11 protein-coding genes are annotated in these 15925 nt (G+C 50.4%); 8 read left to right on the top strand and 3 right to left on the bottom strand.

Annotated elements, in window-relative coordinates; genetic code table 11:
- Positions 1-4 precede the first annotated feature (4 nt).
- Positions 5-1027, bottom strand: coding sequence for a LacI family DNA-binding transcriptional regulator (locus tag I2H74_RS16575; protein WP_195575347.1), 1023 nt, complete (start codon positions 1025-1027; stop codon positions 5-7).
- Positions 1028-1326: 299 nt separating this feature from the next.
- On the opposite strand from I2H74_RS16575, the gene I2H74_RS16570 reads away from it, so the two are divergent.
- The 4 genes from I2H74_RS16570 to I2H74_RS16555 all read left to right on the top strand — a co-directional run bounded on the left by I2H74_RS16570 (position 1327) and on the right by I2H74_RS16555 (position 7533).
- On the top strand, positions 1327-2610 hold the full coding sequence (locus tag I2H74_RS16570) for a sugar ABC transporter substrate-binding protein (protein ID WP_195575346.1): 1284 nt from the start codon (positions 1327-1329) through the stop codon (positions 2608-2610).
- A 125-nt stretch (positions 2611-2735) separates the two neighbouring features.
- Entirely contained in the window at positions 2736-4121 is a 1386-nt protein-coding gene (locus tag I2H74_RS16565; protein WP_229106760.1) for a carbohydrate ABC transporter permease, read from the top strand.
- Entirely contained in the window at positions 4118-4960 is an 843-nt protein-coding gene (locus I2H74_RS16560) for a sugar ABC transporter permease (protein WP_195575345.1), read from the top strand. The genes I2H74_RS16565 and I2H74_RS16560 overlap by 4 nt, the downstream gene beginning before the upstream one ends.
- Positions 4961-5079: 119 nt before the next feature.
- Entirely contained in the window at positions 5080-7533 is a 2454-nt protein-coding gene (locus tag I2H74_RS16555) for a TIM-barrel domain-containing protein (protein ID WP_195575344.1), read from the top strand.
- A gap of 217 nt (positions 7534-7750) precedes the next feature.
- Here the strand turns inward: I2H74_RS16555 and I2H74_RS16550 are convergent, their stop codons facing one another.
- Complete coding sequence (locus I2H74_RS16550) at positions 7751-8776, bottom strand: LacI family DNA-binding transcriptional regulator (protein ID WP_195575343.1); 1026 nt, start codon at positions 8774-8776, stop codon at positions 7751-7753.
- Between the two features lie 247 nt (positions 8777-9023).
- On the opposite strand from I2H74_RS16550, the gene I2H74_RS16545 reads away from it, so the two are divergent.
- The 3 genes from I2H74_RS16545 to I2H74_RS16535 all read left to right on the top strand — a co-directional run bounded on the left by I2H74_RS16545 (position 9024) and on the right by I2H74_RS16535 (position 13168).
- Positions 9024-10502: an ATP-binding protein gene (locus I2H74_RS16545; RefSeq protein WP_229106780.1), complete on the top strand. Its 1479-nt coding sequence runs from the start codon at positions 9024-9026 to the stop codon at positions 10500-10502.
- Positions 10499-12667 (top strand): DEAD/DEAH box helicase, encoded by a 2169-nt coding sequence (locus tag I2H74_RS16540; protein ID WP_195575342.1) that lies wholly within the window; start codon positions 10499-10501, stop codon positions 12665-12667. The genes I2H74_RS16545 and I2H74_RS16540 overlap by 4 nt, the downstream gene beginning before the upstream one ends.
- 87 nt (positions 12668-12754) lie before the next feature.
- Positions 12755-13168 (top strand): (deoxy)nucleoside triphosphate pyrophosphohydrolase, encoded by a 414-nt coding sequence (locus I2H74_RS16535; RefSeq protein ID WP_195575496.1) that lies wholly within the window; start codon positions 12755-12757, stop codon positions 13166-13168.
- A 282-nt stretch (positions 13169-13450) separates the two neighbouring features.
- Here the strand turns inward: I2H74_RS16535 and I2H74_RS16530 are convergent, their stop codons facing one another.
- Positions 13451-14656 carry an MFS transporter gene (locus tag I2H74_RS16530; RefSeq protein ID WP_195575341.1) on the bottom strand — a complete coding sequence of 402 codons (1206 nt, stop codon included), beginning with the start codon at positions 14654-14656 and terminating at the stop codon, positions 13451-13453.
- Between the two features lie 361 nt (positions 14657-15017).
- Between I2H74_RS16530 and I2H74_RS16525 the strand changes: the two genes are divergently transcribed.
- Complete coding sequence (locus tag I2H74_RS16525) at positions 15018-15755, top strand: acyl-[acyl-carrier-protein] thioesterase (protein ID WP_195575340.1); 738 nt, start codon at positions 15018-15020, stop codon at positions 15753-15755.
- Positions 15756-15925 lie beyond the last annotated feature (170 nt).

Raw genomic sequence — 15925 nt, 5'->3', positions numbered from 1 at the left:
CTTGCTAATGTTCGGGCGGTCTTACAGAGTCTCTCCAAATGAGCTGGTGCGGAATAATGATTCGCGCCTGGTCAAATCCGTCGCCCTTGATGCGCTGAATGAGTGCTTGAACGGTGGACTGGCCCATCTGATATGTCCCGATATCCACGCTTGAGATCTGCGGCAGGCACATCTCCGAGAGGGTGGTGTTGTTAAAGCCGACGACGCTGCAATCCTCAGGAACATGTAAGCCGTTGTTCCATAGCGAGCGGATAATACCGAAGGCAAGCACATCATCGATGGCAACAATGGCCGTAGGCCGCTCGGATAAGGCTATAATCTGCTCCGTTATATGGGCAGCGGATTCAGGAGTGAAAGCGCCCTCAAAGATATAGCTGGAATCGAGCGGGAGGCTAGCTTCAAGCAATGCCTTACGATAGCCCTCCAGGCGGTCTTTCGAGACAGTCAGTTCCATAGGTCCGCTGACAAGTCCGATCTTGCGATGACCAAGCTTGATCAGATGCTCGGTGATGGACTGTGCGGCAGCAACATTGTCGTTATCGACAGAGGTAATGTCCGTGTAGTCCTCACTTCGTCCAACCAGCACAAAGGGAAACTTCTTTTTCCGAAGAAAAGAGATGTTGTCGTCATCTTTATGAGAAGATAGCAGAATAATGCCATCAACATTGCGGCCTCGCACAAGCCGCTCTACTGCTCTTACTTCTTCTTGGGCGTTCGTGCCTGTGGTCATCAGCACGTCATAGCTGCTTGCCGCAGCTTTGGTGACAATGCCGCGGATGATCTCCGAGAAAAATTGGTTTTGAAACAATTCGTCAGCGGGGCGGGGAAGAACGATGCCAATATTATTTGTCGTCTTCGTGACTAAGCTCTTCGCCAGCGTATTCGGGTGGTAACCAAGCTCCTCCATTACCTTTTTTACTTTTCGGCTTGTCTTCTGGCTGATCCGCGAATCATTCGAAATGACGCGCGATACCGTAGAAGGGGAAACGCCAGCCTTTTCGGCTACGTGTATGATGGTTACTGCCATGATGATAACCTCGCTTACTAGTTCCAAATGATGAGTCAAAGTATAGAATAAAAAAAAGTTTTATGCAAACGGTTTACAAAGAATAGGGCACTGTGTATAATTCGTTTTAGGCGTAACCGCTTACAATGCCGTTCATATCAAGGGTATATTTTTTTAATACTTTATGCAAAGGTTTGCACAAAATGAGCGAAAATTACGCTAAATTCCGGTTTTACTCTGCAAGAAGTACTGTTTTATCAGAAAAAAAGAGATTCTAAGCATCATCAACATCAAGCAGAACTGAAAGGGGCTATATGCACATGAAGAAATGGGTAGGTCTACTTTTGTCGATTATGATGGTATTCACGCTAGCAGCATGCGGAGGAAAAAGCACATCAGCACCGACGGAGACAGGAACAACAAGCGAGACAACAACAGATACGGGCACAACAGGTTCGGATGAACTGGTTCCTGAGGATGGAGCAAGCCTGATTATATGGGAAAGCAAAGAAGCGCGTCCGTTTGTAGAAGCGATTGCAAAGGAATTTACAGCAAAGTATAACGTGCCCGTTAAATATGAAGAGGTAGCGGCACCTGACCAAGTCAACAAATTGATCAATGACGGTCCTGCAGGCATCGCAGCAGATATCGTCGTCTTCCCTCATGATAACTTGGGCAAAGCGGTAACGGCTGGACTCGTGCTTCCAAATGATTTCCATGAAGAGAAGACGCGTGCGGAGAACTCTGAACTTGCAGTGAATGCTTCTTCCTATGAAGGTGTGTTGTACGGCTACCCACGCTCTGTAGAAACATTGATTATGTTCTACAACAAAGACCTGGTTCCAGAAGCCCCTAAGACGATGGAAGAGGTCATCGAATTATCCAAGACGATGAACGATGTGAAGAACAAAAAATATACGTACATGTGGGAAATGGGCAACTTCTATTATGACTACATGTTCCTAGCAACAACTGGCGGTTATGTATTCGGTAATGAAGGCAGCGATAAAACAGATATCGGCCTGAATAATGAAGGCGCAATCAAAGGAGCGACATTCCTCCAGCAATTTGCGAAGCAGGTGCTACCTTTGGCAACTGCTGACGCAACAGGCGATGTGAAGAAGGCTCTCTTTACAAGCGGCAAGCTCGCATTGAACATTGATGGTCCTTGGGCGATCCCGGACCTGAAGGCATCTGGCATCAACCTTGGCGCAGCACCGATCCCAAGCATTGAAGGACAGCCGTCCAAGACGTTCTCTGGCGTGAAGTCCTGGTATGTGAACTCCTATACGAAGTATCCGAATGCAGCGAAGCTGTTTGCTGAGTTTGCTTCCACGAAGGAAGCTCAGTTGATGAACTACGAGATGACAGGCGTTGTCCCGGCTAACAAGGAAGCAGCGGCTGACTCCAAAGTAGCAAGCGATCCGTTTACAGTAGCGGTGCTGGAGCAATTCAAGAACTCCTATCCAATGCCAGCTATTCCTGAGATGGGCAGCGTATGGAGCCCGATGGCTGCAGGCCTTGCAGATGTGCTGAACAAAGGCAAGGATCCTAAAGAAGCGCTCGACAACGCGGTTAATCAGATTAAAGACGCAAACAAATAAAATAGTCATACTGATCAGGACCCGGGCGAGTATGGATCGCTCGTCCGGGCCGTTTCTTTCGAGAGCGTACCCGTGCCTAACGGGCTTATGGGTGGGACCCTTGCAAGGAGGAAGGAGAGGACGTTATGAGCACTCGACAACAGGCTTCCATGAATGGTGAAGCGTCGCAGCGCACGCAAGAGGCGCCGCAACCTGCGAGTGGCAATAGCGGGGCGATAGCCGCCGTGCTGTCAGGCGTATTCTGGGGTTTAGGTCAACTATTTAACCGTCAATACCTAAAAGGCATTCTGTTTATGGTGTTTGAAGCAGTAGGGCTGTTCTATCTGATCAATAATTTGCCTCGTGCGATTTGGGGCTTGTATACCCTTGGTGAGACGCCTTCACAGATGATGAAGGTAGGAAAGCTGTACAAGATGGTTCCTGGGGACCATTCGATTCATTTGATTATAAAAGGTCTTATTACGCTGCTTGTCCTGTTCGTCTTTATATGGGTATACGTACTCATTGTTAAGGATGCCCTCGCGGTAGGACGCGCGCGTGCTAAAGGTGACAAACCGAACAACTTCCTGCAAAGCTTAGTATATGTTCAAGAGCATAAATTTGCTTATCTGTTCCTGGCATTGCCAACTGCAGCAGTGTTGTTCTTTACGATAATGCCGATTATTTTCATGATCCTGCTAGCCTTCACGAATTACTCGGCTCCTGATCATATTCCGCCTGCGAAGCTGGTAGACTGGGTAGGTTTCCAGAACTTCGTTGACTTATTGCAGCTTGGCACATGGAGCGGCACGTTCTATGGCGTCCTTACGTGGACGATCATTTGGGCTATTCTTGCAACGGTAACCTGCTATTTCGGCGGGATTCTCGTCGCACTCTTGGTTCAACAAGCAGGAATCAAGTTCAAGACGATGTGGCGGACGATCTTCATTATCCCGTATGCCATTCCGCAAATGCTGTCGTTCTTGATTATGCGCAACATGTTTAACGGTGAATTTGGACCGATCAACCAATATTTGAGCTACTTTGGCTTAGGCAAGCTGCCATGGCTGTCCGACCCATTCTGGGCGAAGGTAACCGTGCTGCTCGTAAATATGTGGGTAGGTATTCCGGTTACGATGGTTCTTGTTATCGGGATTCTGACGACGATTCCAAGAGATATGTATGAGGCCGCAGATGTGGACGGCGCAACCGCTTGGCACAAATTCAAAGCCATTACAATGCCGATGATCCTGTATTCAACAGCGCCGATCCTAATCGGGCAATTTGCAGGAAACATCAACAACTTTAACGTTATCTTCTTGATGACAAACGGCAATCCGCCGAATGGTGAATATCAGTACGCGGGCAGCACCGACTTGCTCGTGACTTGGCTGTACAAATTAACGCTCGACAATAACAAGTTCAATATTGCTGCAGCCATCGGCATCATCATCTTTATTATCGTAGCTTCCTTGTCCATCTGGAGCTATCGCCGTACCCGTTCGTTCCGAGAGGAGGATATGATCCAATGAGTGTAGGTACAAAGAAACATTCACGCGTGCGTCTCATCTTGAGTTATTTGCTGCTGATCCTAATCGCGCTTAGCGTGTTCTATCCGACGTTCTGGATCTTGATGTCATCCATTCGTCCAGGTACATCAATTTATAGTGAAACGCTTATTCCGACAAATCCGACAATTGAACATTATATTAGCCTCTTTACTTCCGAGCAGTATCAATATGGCCGTTGGTATCTGAATACCTTGAAGATCGCGACGTTCAACATGATCTTTGGCGTCATTCTTGTTGTCATGACGGCTTACGCGCTATCCCGCTTCCGTTTCTACGGACGGAAGAATCTCATGTCAGGGATGCTCGTGCTAGGTATGTTCCCTGGGTTCATGAGCATGATTGCCATCTACATCCTTCTTATGCAGTTGAACCTCTTGGATACGCATCTTGCGTTAATCCTGGTGTATTCCGCAGGGGCGCCGCTTGGTGCATTTGTAGTGAAAGGGTTCTTTGATACGATTCCAAAAAGCTTGGAGGAGTCAGCGCGAATTGACGGCGCGACGCACTGGACGGTATTCGTTCGAATCATGCTGCCGCTGTCGAAGCCGATGATTACGTATATCGGGCTTATGACCTTTGCTGGCGCTTGGGGCGACTTTATCTTTGCCCGCCTTGTGCTTCGTACGAAGGAGAAGTGGACGCTTGCCATCGGACTGTGGGATATGGTGAACAACGCATCGACGAACTTTACGATGTTCGCTGCTGGCGCGGTGCTGATCGCGATCCCAATTGCGCTCTTGTACTTGTTCCTGCAGCGCTTCCTGGTAGAAGGATTAACTGCGGGCGCAAGCAAAGGTTAAGAATTATTCCGGCCGCGCTATTACGCAGCCAACCGAAATAGAGATCGTGAAATGATCAGATATAAAGATATAAATCAAACAAAGATATCGTTTGGATATAGAGAGCAGGAGGGGTAACGATGCAAGATACAAGTGCAGCTATACATCCAGAACATGCGAGCCAACATGTACAAAACCATACTGGCGTAGCGATTGGAGCGATCACTTGCGTTAAAGAACAAGATCAGGGGTTGCTCCTGACTGGTACGTATTTTAATCTCGCGATTATGTCGGTAGATGCTGGCGTAATCCGCATCAAGACCTTCCGTGGACATAAGCCGAATTGGAAGACGACGCAAGCGATTGTCGAATCTTCCGCACGCAAAGCTGCGCCGCTAGCTTGGTCGGCTACGGATGAGGAAGTCTCGATCACTTTTAACCAATCCAAGATTACGGTCAATCGGCAAACGGGTGCCATTCAATTGAAGGGAGAGGGGATGCCAGCAGTAGATATTGTCAGCATGCAGCGCAACCGTGAAGCGGTGGGCGATTATACGGCATTTGTATCTCTGACTCATGATGACCACATCTATGGCCTAGGTGAAAAAACAGGATTCCTCGACAAACGCGGAGAGCGCTATACGATGTGGAATTCCGACGTCTACGCGCCGCATGTCCCGGAGATGGAAGCTCTATATCAATCGATTCCATTCTTGACTGTATTGAATCAAGGTGCAAGCTACGGCTTGTTCTTGGATAATCCGGGTAAAACGGTATTCGACATGAGGACGTATGCCGATCACGCGATGCTCCAAACGTGGACGGGAGAGTTCGATCTGTATTGGATCGAAGGACCGACAATGAAAGAGGTTCTCGTCCGCTATGGCGATCTTACAGGGCGCATGCCACTTCCGCCGAAGTGGGCGCTTGGCTATCATCAGTCAAGGTACAGCTATATGGACGAAAAGGAAGTATTGGAGCTTGCGCATACGTTCCGCGACAAGGAGATTCCTTGCGATGTTATCCATCTGGACATTCACTATATGAATGGCTACAGAGTGTTTACTTTTGACGAGAGCCGCTTCCCGAATCCTGAGCGCATGATGGAGGAGCTTCGCGGGCTTGGCTTCCATGTCGTACCGATCGTGGACCCTGGCGTGAAGAAGGACCCGATGTATGCTGTGTATATGGAGGGCGTGGAAGGCGACTTCTACTGCAAGACGGCAGAAGGCGAGATATATACAGGTCCTGTATGGCCTGGCGAGAGTGCTTTCCCTGACTTCACGGAATCGCGAGTACGCGACTGGTGGAAGGAGAAGCAGCGCTTCTATACCGATCTAGGGATTGATGGCATTTGGAACGATATGAACGAGCCGGCCATCTTTAATGAAACGAAAACGATGGACGTTCATGTGATGCATGGCAACGAAGGTGATCGCAAGACCCATGGCGAGCTGCACAATGTGTACGGCATGTGCATGTCGCAAGCAAGCTATGAAGGATTAAAGGCCTTGCTTGAGGGCAAGCGTCCATTTGTCCTTACCCGTGCAGGCTACAGCGGCATTCAGCGCTACGCAGCGGTATGGACAGGCGACAACAGAAGCTTCTGGGAGCATATGTCCATGGCGATGCCGATGGTCATGAACCTTGGCTTGTCGGGCGTGCCGTTCTCTGGTCCGGATATCGGGGGCTTCGCGCATCACACAAGCGGTGAGCTGCTTGCTCGCTGGACGCAGATGGGCGTATTCTTCCCCTATGTTCGCAACCACAGCGCCATTGATACGCTGCGTCAGGAGCCTTGGTCGTTTGGCGAGGAGATTGAGCGCATTTGCCAGCAGTATATCTCCTTGAGATATCAATGGATGCCATATCTGTATCACTGGTTCTATGAGGCCTCCAAGACCGGTCTTCCGCTTATGCGCCCATTGGTGCTGGAGTATCCAAATGATCCGCAGGTATATAACCTATGCGACCAATTCATGGTTGGGGATTCGGTTATCGTAGCTCCCATTTACCGTCCAAATACGGAGTGGAGATCCGTTTACTTGCCTGAAGGCGAGTGGATTGATTACTGGAGCGGCGAACGCTTCGCAGGCCAGCAGCATATCCATGTGCACGCGCCACTGGAGAAGCTTCCGATCTATGTGCGTGCAGGCGCTGTATTGCTGGAGGGACCTGTTCGTCAATATGCGGAGCAGGAGATCTCTGCAGATCATGTCATCGCGTCCGTTTACCTGCAAGGCCAAAGCGGCTTTTCCGAGCTTCATTGGTATGAGGACGACGGATTAACGTTCGCCTACGAAGAAGGCCAGTGGAACAAGATGAGCATTCAAGTGACAGAAACAGAGCAAACACTGCATGTAACAGCGAAGTATTCGGAGTATGGCTATGAGACGAAGCGAGACCATCTTCAATTCCGCTTTATCCGCTTAACAGCGGCACCGACTTCCGTATCAGGGCTTGGAGATCGCATGGAGCTTGATGCATGGACGCAGGCTGCGACAGGCTGGACGTATGATGAAGCACGCTGCGAGCTGTGGGTGAAGCTTCAAGAGAATAAAGCAGGACATGAATTCAAGGTCACACTAGCATAACACGGCACTTGTTCTTCAATTATCGAATTCACTTATAAAGAAAGCAGCGAAGGAGCATAACGGCATTGATCGCCGTATTCCTTCGCTGCTTTGCTTTTTATGCATGCATAGATTCACATAATTAGTGCGTTTAAACTTTTGTGCAGAAGCACCGCCAATTCTGCTTCTTCTTGTGGTTTGCCTAAGATGGCGGCTAATCCTCTAACTCTCATATTCTTCATGCGGTATGTATGGTGCTAACCGATTGGCGCCAGATGAGCTGATGCGGAATAATGATGCGCGCCTGCTCAAAGCCGTCGCCCTTGATGCGCTGGATAAGGGCCTGTGCCGCTGAGATGCCCATCTGATAAATGCCGATATCAACACTTGCTATAGGCGGCAAGCACATTTCAGAGAGCAGCGTATTATTAAAGCCGGCGACGCTGCATTCTTCCGGAACGTGAAGGCCATGATTCCATAAAGAGCGAATGATGCCGAAGGCAATAAGATCGTCGATGGCGACAATAGCTGTTGGGCGGTCCTCAAGCTCTAGAATGGATTGGGTCATTTCTTCAGTGGATTCCAGCGTGAAGCCGCCTTCAAACATATATTCCTTGTGCACGGGAATGCCTGCTTCAAGCAATGCCTTTCGATAACCATCCAAGCGATCCTTCGACACGGTCAATTCGAACGGTCCGCTGACAAAGGCAATCTTCCGATGCCCTTCCTGTATTAATCTTCGGGTGACGTCATAGGAGGCGGCCACATTGTCGTTATCGACGGAAATGATGTCTGCATACTGCTCGCTTCGTCCTACGAGCACGAAGGGAAACTTTTTATCTCGCAAAAAAGAGATGGATTGATCATCCTTCTTCGAGGTAAGCAGAATAATGCCATCAACGTTGCGCCCTCTTACAAGCCGCTCAACCGCCTGCTCCTCGCCGATCTGACTGGTGCCTGTTGTCAGCAGCACGTCATAGTGATTAGCGGCCGCCTTGGTCACGATGCCGCGAATGATCTCAGAGAAAAATTGATTTTGGAATAGCTCGTCTGCTGGACGAGGAAGGACGATACCGATATTGTTGGTTGTCTTGGTGACAAGGCTCTTCGCAAGCATATTAGGGTGATAACCAAGCTCTTCCATCACCTTGCGCACCTTGCGGCTCGTCTTCTGGCTGATTCGTGAATCATTCGAGATGACACGAGATACCGTAGAAGGGGATACCCCTGCTTTTGCAGCTACGTCAATTATAGTTACAGCCATTGGAATGCCCTCGCTTAGTCAAATATATCCCGAGTATAAGTCATCTGAAATATTAGCGCAAACCATTTATAGCAAGGCTTGAGCCGAAGTGCAGCGACTTTCTCCTCTATGAAGATTATATTTCATTGGAAGAAAAGAAAGAATGCGTACTGGCGTTCTCGTGTTAAAATAGGAGCATGGAAATCGTTAGAGAAAGAGGAGGTCACCTCTCGTGAGTGATCAGACTAGACCGAATATACCAAGAAGGATGACGACAGCGCTTATCAATTCCCTAACGGCCGGGGTCGTTCCGCGTATTGGATTGGAGCACATCGCGGTTGGGCGCAAGCCGGAAGTTGAGGCGATTCTGAAGGATCTTGACAATATTGGCGAAGGCGGAGCGGCCTTTCGCATCATAACCGGACGCTATGGAAGCGGGAAGAGCTTCCTGCTGCAAATGATTCGCAACTATGCGATGGACCGCGGCTTTGTTGTCGCAGACGCGGATCTCTCTCCCGAGCGGCGGCTTGTTGGCACAAAAGGTCAGGGGCTTGCGACGTATCGCGAGCTGATGACGCATCTCTCGATGAGAACGAAGCCGGATGGCGGGGCGCTTGAGACGATTCTGCAGCGCTGGATTGCAGCGCTGCAGCAGGGCGCCATGACAGAGCTTGGGCTTCAGCTTCAAGATCCGCAGCTGGAGCTTGAGGTGGAGCGGCGTATCGTCTCGGTAACGAATACGATGCAGAACATGGTGCACGGCTTTGACTTCGCGCGCGTGCTGTCCTCGTATTGGCGAGGGTACAAGCTTGGCGACGAGGAAGGGAAGCAGGCAGCGCTGCGCTGGCTGAGAGGCGAGTATGCAACAAAGACCGAGGCGAAGCAGGCCCTTCAGGTTGGCGTCATCATCGACGATGACAATTGGTACGACTATATGAAGCTGTGGGCGGAGTTTGTAGCCATGATCGGTTATCAAGGGCTTCTGCTGTTTATTGATGAAGGCGTGAATTTATATAAAATCACGAACCGTGTCTCGCGTACAAGCAACTATGAGAAGCTGCTGACCATGTTCAACGACACGATGCAGGGCAAGGCAGAGCATCTTGGCATCTATATGGGCGGTACGCCGCAGTTTGTCGAGGATGAGCGCCGGGGCTTATTCAGCTATGAGGCGCTGCGCTCAAGGCTTGTACAGGGCCGATATGCAGTAGACGGCTTCCGCAATTATACAGGCCCAATCTTAAAGCTGGATATGCTCTCCCACGAGGAGATCCTGATTCTGCTTCAGCGCCTTCGGGATATCCATGCGCGGCATGAAGGCTATGAGGCTGTTCTCACTGACGATCAGATGGTTGCTTTCATGCAGAATGCAGTTGGCATGCTCGGAGCAGACGAATGGCTGACTCCGCGTGAGGTCATCCGCGACTTTATGGATCTCTTGCATACGCTGCACCAGCACCCTGAGGCGACATTCGAGCAGCTGCTGGCTAGTCATCCGCTCACGCCAAGGCTGGATGAGGACGACGATCTTTGGTCAATTGCGAATAGGGATGATCAAGAGCCTTCCCATCGACCGAAAGATCAAGGAAGCGATAGCAGGAGCGGTACTGCTCGTGCAGGCATCGAGAGTATGGAGATGAATCCAGGCACAAGAGGGACGAGCTCGGCACCTGCGATAAAGACGCGAGAAGCTGAACAACCAGATCGTGATGATGTCGATGATTTTTTGGCGGAGTTTGAGCTATGAGCAGCCATCCTTTCTATCGACTGGCCCCTTTTATTCAGGAGTTTATATATAAAAGAAGATGGACGGCGCTGAGAGAAGCGCAAGTAGAGGCATGCCGGGTGCTGTTCGATACGAAGCACCATCTGCTGATCGCTTCGGGCACCGCTTCAGGGAAGACCGAGGCCGCCTTCTTCCCTGCGCTTACGGAGCTCGACCGCCATCCATCCCGTTCGGTTGGCATTCTCTATATCGGACCACTGAAGGCGCTGATCAACGACCAATTCGAACGCCTGAAGGATCTGCTTAAGGAGGGCGGCATTCCGGTATGGCACTGGCATGGCGATGTGCCGCAATCCGAGAAGACGAAGCTGATGCAGAAGCCGTCCGGCGTCTTACAGATTACGCCGGAATCGCTAGAGGGCTTGCTTATGAACAAGCCCAATGCCATTCCAGCCCTCTTCCAGGATCTGCGTTATGTGATCGTGGATGAGGTTCATGCCTTCATGGGAGCGGACCGCGGCAGTCAGGTGCTCAGCCTGCTGACGCGCATCGAGCGCATGGCTCGCTGCGAGCCAAGACGCATCGGCCTGTCCGCAACGCTGAGCGACTACGAGACGGCGTCCAGCTGGCTTGGCGCAGGCTCGCCCCACGTGGTCGAAGTGGTTGCGCCTCAAGGCGGGCGCAAGCTCCGTCTTAGCATCGAGCATTTCACGATGCCGGATGCCCGTGACGAAGAGCAGGCCGAGGAGCTTGCAAATGCAAAGCGCGCATATATGGACTATGTGTACGACCACACGAACCGCAAGAAGGCGCTCATCTTTACGAACAGCCGCACAGATGCGGAGCTCACCACCTTGGAGCTCCGCAGAACGGCGGCGAAGCGCCATGATCCGGATGTGTTCCATGTCCATCATGGCAGCATCTCGGCCATGCTCCGAGAGGAGACCGAGGCCGCGCTTCGCTCTGGCAGCGGCGCTGCGGTAGCCTGCGCTACCGTCACCTTGGAGCTTGGCATCGACCTTGGGGAACTGGAGCGGGTGCTGCAGCTTGGTGCTCCCTACAGCTCTTCAAGCTTCGTGCAGCGGCTTGGCCGCTCGGGGAGAAGAGGCGATGCGGCCTCAGAGATGATGTTTGCCATCTCCGAGGAAGAGGATGAGGAGGCGCAGCTTCCTGCGCGCATGCCGTGGGTCCTGCTTCGCGCGATCGCGATTATCGAGCTGTACGTGAAGGAACGCTGGGTGGAACCGCTCAAGCTTCGCAAGAAGCCTGTTGGCCTCTTGTACCATCAGACGATGAGCATTCTGCATGCGATGGGGGAGCAAACGCCGCTTGAGCTTGCGCGAGCGGTGCTTACGCTGCCTCCCTTTAAGAACGTAACGCCGGATGAGTATAAAATGCTGCTGAACTATATGATTCATACGGATCATATTCAGCGCACGGATGAAGGAACCCTTATCGTCGGTTTAACAGGCGAGAAGATTACCGGGCATTACCGTTTCCTTGCCGTGTTCAAGGACGACGAGGAGCATGTCGTTTATAACGGGACAGAGGAGATTGGCTCGATTACAACGGTTCCGCCGCCTGATTACTGCTTCTCATTAGCGGGCAAGCTGTGGAAGGTGGTCGAGATCGATACCAAGCATAAAGCTGTATACGTAAAGTCTTCTCGCGGCAAAGCCGATACGCTGTGGCTTGGTGCGGGCGGCGACGTGCATACGCGTGTCATGCAGAAGATGCGCGACGTGCTGGCTGACTCCACGATCTATCCTTATCTTGCACCGCGAGCGGTCAACCGCCTGGAACGTGCAAGAAGGCTTGCGAAGGAGAGCGGCTTGCTGTCGCAAATCGTGATTCCAGCCGGCGGCGATTCCTGCTTTATTCTGCCCTGGATCGGCACCAAGTCCTTCCGCACCTTGGAGCGGCTGCTTAAGGTCAAGCTTGCGGACCCGCTTAAGCTGCGCTCGGTTGTGCCGATGGAGCCTTACTACTTGGTGGTGTCTGGGAAAACAGATGCCGATACGCTGCTTGCGCATATCATGATGGAATCTTCTTCATTGGAGGATTTGTCGGCACTGCTGAAGCCGGATGAGGCACCGTATTTAGGGAAGTATGATGAATTTGTCGACCCCGATCTGCTGCGCATCGCGTTTGCTGAGGATGGCCTTGAGCGATTTGATCTGCTGTAGCACAGTCCTTTTGTTGTATTGATGCAAATGGATAGATATTGAATGAAGCCGTAAATGACGCCGATCATGACAGGGGTGAAACGACAAATGCTCATAGAAGTAGCGGCAGCCATCATTGAAAATGAGCAGGGCGAGCTTCTTATTGCTCGCAAGCGTGAAGGGACATCGAACGCTGGCTTGTGGGAGTTCCCTGGCGGCAAGCTGGAGCAGCTTGAATCGCCGCAGGAATGCCTGAAACGGGAGCTGCTTGAGGAGATGCGGGCAGCCATCGAGCCTTACGCGTACTTTGGCACTCATGATCACGTCCAAGAAGAGCGGACGATCCGGCTCATTGCATGGCGGGCGAGGCTGCACGCTGGGCAGGCTGAGGAATGGGTGCTAACGGATCATGATGCGATCCGTTGGGTGGTGCCGCGTCAACTCAAGCGTTACGAGTTTGCCCCGGCAGATCACTGGTTCGTGGATCAATTGCTGCAAGAAGCTAGAAAGAGCAGCGAATGAGCGATTGCCTAACAGCAGAAAGATTGAGATAACGGGGTAAGATTTCGATAAAGGTTCTTTGTCCCGTACCATAGAGAGGGCAAGAGAATCGAACGTTACGGTTGAAATTGACGTTTGTTTATACGCAAGGTGCTGATTATATCTTTATAAGGTGTAGCATAAAAGGCTCTCTCCGGACGAATGTGTCTATCGGAGAGAGCCTTTTTCGATATGAATAGTTTCCTTGTCTAAAGGGAAGTGTACCGCCAATAAATGACGTTTCCCCGTTATACGATACCCGCTTTAACGCGATGAAGTTGACGCCTGCGGCGTGTTTTTCGAAGCGCGCTGTGTCCAGAATCCTAAGCTCATCGTTCCCAACAGAAGGATACCGGTAACCCAGAACACGGTGTGTATGCCCCATACGCCGCTGATCGCCCCGCCGATAAGCGGACCAAGCATGCCGCCGATCTGATTGGCGGTTTGGTTCAAGCTGAAGGCACGACCGCGGAACTCTGGCTCGGTAGATCGAACGACAAGCCCGTTCAAAGCCGGGAATACGGCACAGAAGAAGCAGCCATACAGGAAGCGGATGCCTGAGAACCAGTAAATGTTGTGGAATGGAATTTGCAGCAGTGTACCGATTCCGCCTGCAAACAAGCCGATAAGCAGTATTTTTTGAAAACCAACCTTATCTGCATATTTCCCCCAACGTGGTGCAAAGAGAATGCTCGCAACCCCAACTAAGGAGAACACGACTCCTGAGACGAGGGATGCATCCTTTGCATTATGTCCCAGCTCTACGATATAAAGGGAGAGTACTGGCTCGATCGTCATGACGGAGAATTGCGTGAACATCGTTAGGATCAAGACGGCGAGCAGCGCCCGATTGTGCGCGGCCACCTTGAACGTATGCAGGATCGAACTGGAATCCTTGGAAGGAACGAACGAATCTTCCTTTACCCAAAAGATAATCAGGATCGTTGCGATCAAGCAAAGGACGCCTGCACTTGCAAAGGCGATGCGATTGTCAAAGACCTTGGCTAGAATCCCGCCAAGCATCGGCCCCATAATCCCGCCGGTTGCCGTCGCTGTTGACATCATGGACAAGGCGTAGCCGACTTTTTTCTCCGGCGTATTGGTGCCGACGAGCGCAATTGAGCCTGGGATAAAGCCTGAGAGCAAGCCTTGGAGAATCCGCAGCGCGAGCAGCTGATATTCATTCGTAACGAATGCCATAAGCACGTAGATGACGAATAGAACAATCCCTGCCCGAATGATCATCGGCTTGCGTCCGTATTTGTCACCGACCGCTCCCCAGAATGGAGAGGATATGGCTCCCGCCAAGAAGGCGCTGCTGAATAGTATCCCGCTCCATAATTCGATATGGCTGTCTACGCCAAGCTGAATCAAAAATAGCGATAAAAACGGGATTACCATTGAAAAGCTTGAGGATACGATAAAACATCCAAACCAAAGAATCCATAAATTTTTCTTCCATGATTCCATTGATCATCACTCCTGTCTTTGTGCTGAGTTGAGAGTGATTCTCTGGTTATTATGTTTAACCCAATAAGAAAGGCTGCATTTTGTTAAGGAGCATCACATTCTTATGGGCAATAAAAATAATTTCTTATCGTGGTCGCTTGTGTCTTCAAAGGTAAATCATATAGAGGTCTTTTCTCATCGGGAATAATTAATTCATTTATAGATAAATATTTTATTGCTAAAGGATATAATTAATATTAACCTATTTTGAAGGTGATGACAGCAAATTAGCTGCTACTTTATTTTCCAATGGAAAAGGATATCATACTTTGTCCAGGACGACTGTGATCTAAATGTATTATTGAAGAAAAGGAGAACCATCATGAATACCTACTGGAGTGATTCGATCGCCCTGCATTCAGACCATTGTGATTCTTTAAAAAGATGCCGCTTGTCGAGCCTTCTAGGCTGGATGCAGCGTGCAGCAGATGCGGATATTGCAAGACTTGGGATTCCCATTGAAGAGTTGATGGAGCAGGAAATGGCTTGGATGCTGACTACGCTTGATCTAGAGCTTGACCGCATGCCGCGGTATGGAGATGTCTTAAGGATCGAGACTTGGCATAAAGGAGAAAAGGGCGTACAGTGGCTGCGCGATTTTCGCATTTATGATGAGAATGAGGCGATCATTGGACAAGCAAGGACGACCTGGGTGCTTGTGAATCTGGCGAAGAGGCGTATTCTTCGCGCGTCTGCGCTCCCTTATGAGGTGCCTGCAACGAGCGGGGAATCGCTTGGAGATATTCCTGCAAAGGTTCAGATTCCTGAGCAAATGAAGCTGAATGAGGCCTTCACCTATACGGTGCGCCATCACGATATGGACATGAATGGCCATATGAACAATACGATATTTGCAAGTTTGAGTCTGGATACGCTGGAGGACGAGCCGTACCGAGCAGAGCTGTCGAGATTTAGGATTACCTATCATCAGGAAGCGAAGCTTCGGGACGTATTTTCCATTTATCAAAGCTATGACGAGGCCAATAAGCAATGCTGGGTTCGCGGAAGATCCAGCGAGGGAATGATTCATTTTGAGGCAGAGTTGACGCTCCGCTCATGAACGTTAAGATAATAAGCGTGTACGATTATGCATTGAACGAGATAGAGAAAGACACGTTCCTCATAAGGAGCGTGTCTTTTTTTGTTGGAGGCTGGGCTTTGCACATCAGGATTCAAGGTTTCGGTCATGATTTTGATCAAAAAAATCATAAAAGCAGCTGATGCTAGAAG

The organism is Paenibacillus sp. 1001270B_150601_E10, assembly GCF_015558675.1.
In the GTDB taxonomy this organism is placed as follows: Bacteria; Bacillota; Bacilli; order Paenibacillales; family Paenibacillaceae; genus Paenibacillus_B.
This window is presented reverse-complemented; position numbering and strand designations above follow the sequence as displayed.

What these genes read in the sequence shown, in the direction of transcription:
- I2H74_RS16565 (WP_229106760.1), top strand. Translation starts at nt 2,736, where the DNA reads ATGAGCACTCGACAACAGGCTTCCATGAATGGTGAAGCGTCGCAGCGC.
- I2H74_RS16545 (WP_229106780.1), top strand. Translation starts at nt 9,024, where the DNA reads ATGACGACAGCGCTTATCAATTCCCTAACGGCCGGGGTCGTTCCGCGT.
- I2H74_RS16540 (WP_195575342.1), top strand. Translation starts at nt 10,499, where the DNA reads ATGAGCAGCCATCCTTTCTATCGACTGGCCCCTTTTATTCAGGAGTTT.
- I2H74_RS16535 (WP_195575496.1), top strand. Translation starts at nt 12,755, where the DNA reads ATGCTCATAGAAGTAGCGGCAGCCATCATTGAAAATGAGCAGGGCGAG.
- I2H74_RS16560 (WP_195575345.1), top strand. Translation starts at nt 4,118, where the DNA reads ATGAGTGTAGGTACAAAGAAACATTCACGCGTGCGTCTCATCTTGAGT.
- I2H74_RS16555 (WP_195575344.1), top strand. Translation starts at nt 5,080, where the DNA reads ATGCAAGATACAAGTGCAGCTATACATCCAGAACATGCGAGCCAACAT.
- I2H74_RS16525 (WP_195575340.1), top strand. Translation starts at nt 15,018, where the DNA reads ATGAATACCTACTGGAGTGATTCGATCGCCCTGCATTCAGACCATTGT.
- I2H74_RS16570 (WP_195575346.1), top strand. Translation starts at nt 1,327, where the DNA reads ATGAAGAAATGGGTAGGTCTACTTTTGTCGATTATGATGGTATTCACG.
- I2H74_RS16550 (WP_195575343.1), bottom strand. Translation starts at nt 8,776, where the DNA reads ATGGCTGTAACTATAATTGACGTAGCTGCAAAAGCAGGGGTATCCCCT.
- I2H74_RS16575 (WP_195575347.1), bottom strand. Translation starts at nt 1,027, where the DNA reads ATGGCAGTAACCATCATACACGTAGCCGAAAAGGCTGGCGTTTCCCCT.
- I2H74_RS16530 (WP_195575341.1), bottom strand. Translation starts at nt 14,656, where the DNA reads ATGGAATCATGGAAGAAAAATTTATGGATTCTTTGGTTTGGATGTTTT.